Source organism: Streptomyces sp. NPDC055103 (assembly GCF_053607625.1).
Genome location: NZ_JBSGTX010000189.1, coordinates 1 through 1224, shown reverse-complemented (window position 1 = coordinate 1224; position 1224 = coordinate 1). Strand labels below are relative to the sequence as shown.

General features: G+C 50.6%; 1 pseudogene. It reads right to left on the bottom strand.

Annotated features, from left to right (window positions below):
* Positions 1-968 (bottom strand): annotated as a pseudogene (gene rhgW, locus ACWFR1_RS40430) (rhamnogalacturonan lyase); the annotation flags it as partial.
* Between the last annotated feature and the right edge of the window lie 256 nt (positions 969-1224).

Below are 1224 nucleotides of genomic sequence, written 5' to 3'. Positions count from 1 at the left end.
GTTTTAGCGTAATACCCTCTGGTCATGATCAGGCTCGGCCGCTGTCCATCAAGGTAGGCAATGCCGGCGAGAAAACGGTCAACACGGTTGCCGTAGCTGTCTCCCCAATCCGACACATTGCCGCGCGCCGGTTCAAAATTTGCGGTGACAAGCTCTTCCCCGGTTGAACCTTGAAACACAGTGAGATATTCAGGGCCTGAAAGCACACGCCCCTGTTCATTTCTGTAATCTGCATTGGCATCTCCAATTACTTTGCCCGTGCCGTCTTTTGTCCCGTCTGCCGTTTTCATTGCCACTTCCGCTTTTCCGTCACCATCAAGGTCATACACCATAAACTGGGTGTAGTGCGCGCCCGCTCTGATGTTTTTGCCGAGATTGATCCGCCATAACTTTGTGCCGTCCAGTTTATACGCGTCAATCAGCACGTCACCCGTATAGCCATCCTGTGAATTGTCTTTTGAGTTAGACGGGTCCCATTTCAGGATCAGCTCGTATTGCCCGTCACCATCCACATCGCCAACACTTGCGTCATTAGCGCTGTACGTGTAAGCTTCACCCTTTGGCGTCGTGCCGCCAGCCGGTTTATCCAGCGGGACGGAATGATACGGCTGCGCCCATACGGAGGCTTTTTCAGAAGCCGGCTGTTCGGTACCGTTTACAACAGCCCGAACCGTATACGTTGAGCCCGCCGAACCGTTTTTATCCACATAGTTCGTGGTTTTGACAGGCGCAGCATTCAGTTTTTGCCCGTCTCTGTACACATTGAACAAAACAGATGCGTTTTCGGTTCCAAGAAACCGCCAGCTGACAAAAATGCCCCCGTCCGTCTTGACCGCTACAAGCCCCCAGTTCAGCGCTTCCATCTGCCGCGCTGCCCCTTCAGCTTTCACAGGACATACAGAGGTTCCCATCACCAACAAGACCAGCAACGTAACAGCGGTAAACATGCGTTTCCTTCGTCTAATCATCAGACAGCTCCTTCTCATTTATCTGTAAGCGCTTACTTAAATTGGATTTTATGCGCTGTGTGAGCTGTCTTCAATTTCACTTTTTTGCATCTGCCTATTTCGGACACTGCACTTTTTTGCGTATTTGTCATTTTTTTGTTACCCGGCTTGATGATGCCGGGCCTCCGTCTTTTGAAATCCCCTAAGAGCAAAAAACATCAACACAAGCCCAAATAAACACGGGCCGTAAAACGGAATCAGGCCAGGAAGCGTATAC